The organism is Kitasatospora sp. NPDC007106 (assembly GCF_040634455.1).
Lineage (GTDB): Bacteria > Actinomycetota > Actinomycetes > Streptomycetales > Streptomycetaceae > Kitasatospora > Kitasatospora arboriphila.
This window is the reverse complement of the sequence record NZ_JBEYFP010001331.1, coordinates 1-1,226: the sequence shown is the minus strand read 5'-3', so window position 1 is coordinate 1,226 and position 1,226 is coordinate 1. Positions and strand designations below refer to the sequence as shown.

Here is a 1,226-nt window from a genome sequence, read left to right as displayed (position 1 = left end):
GGTCGTCCTCATTGCGGGCCCGGGCTGGGCGGGCCACCAGCCCGGCGCGGGCATCCTCCGCCCCCGCGACCTGCCCGGCGCCCTCGACCGCATCGAACAGCTGCTCACCTGAGCCCCGTCAGCCGGCCGGAGACCTCCGACCGGTCGGCGGGGCGGCCGCCGGGCCGGTCGGCGGGACCTTCGGCCCTCCGGGCGACCGCCCGGTGTGCGGCACGGTGGAGGCACCGGTGAAGCAGTCCTGACGATCCGTCCACGGACCGGACCCCTCGTCCGGACCCGACAGGACCGCCGAACCGGCGGCGTCCGCACCAGGGGTGGGCGGACGCGGCCCGGACTGCCGTGGGGGCCGGCCGGGCCGACGCACGGAACCCGGGGACGGCGTGGGGGCCGTCCCCGGGCCTGCCGCATCGACGCAGGCGTCAGGGGCTCGTGGGGGCGCCTCCCGGCCGAAGGCCGGGGGAGAACTGCGCAGTCCGGGACCGGTGCTCCTGGCGAATCCGGCTCACCCACGGTCCGCGCAGTGTCTGCATCCGGGTCGCGCACTTCTCCGAGCCCCACGAGGCATCCGTACACCCTTGAAGACACGCCCTGCCGCACGACGGGGCGGTTGGCGGCCGAGTACTCGTCCGCGACGGTGTAGAGGCAGGCGCAGACCGGGCATTCCGCACGGCCGAAGAGGTGGGCGATGCCGTCGGCGAGCACCTGCTGTCCGTCGCGGACGGCGAGCCGGTGCATCCACCGACCCGTGCCGGTGAGTGCCGTCAGTCGTGCGGGACGACGGCGACCGGGGCCTGGGCGTGGTGCAGGACGGCGTGGGCGACCGGGCCGAGGTGCAGGCCGACCCGGTGCCGGCGGCGCCGGCGGCCGACGACCACCAGGGCGGCGTCCGCGGCGGTGTCGACGACGGCCTGCGCGCCGCCGGCGATCCGGCAGTCCTGAAGGACGGTCACCTCGGGGTACTTCTCCCGCCAGCCGACGAGGGCCTCGTCGAGCAGCTCGGCCTCGACGGCACGGAACTGGTCGGCCTCGACCTGCGGGGCGACACCGCCCGCGTAGCCCCACACCGGCGGCGGGGTCCAGCCGTGCACCGCACGCAGCACCAGCCCGCGCCGGGCGGCCTCGCGGAAGGCGAATTCGAGCACCTCGGGGGAGGGCAGACCAGGTCGAAGGGGCGGGAGCGGAAGCGGTAGGCGGCGGAGGTGAGGGCGCCGACCGGGCAGATCTGG

At 76.5% G+C, this 1,226-nt stretch carries 1 protein-coding gene; it reads right to left on the bottom strand.

Annotated elements, in window-relative coordinates:
• Nucleotides 1-761: 761 nt before the first annotated feature.
• The gene (locus tag ABZ641_RS38235) at nucleotides 762-1,142 is read right to left on the bottom strand and encodes a universal stress protein (RefSeq protein ID WP_359989262.1); all 381 of its coding nucleotides are present in this window, start codon (nucleotides 1,140-1,142) and stop codon (nucleotides 762-764) included.
• Between the last annotated feature and the right edge of the window lie 84 nt (nucleotides 1,143-1,226).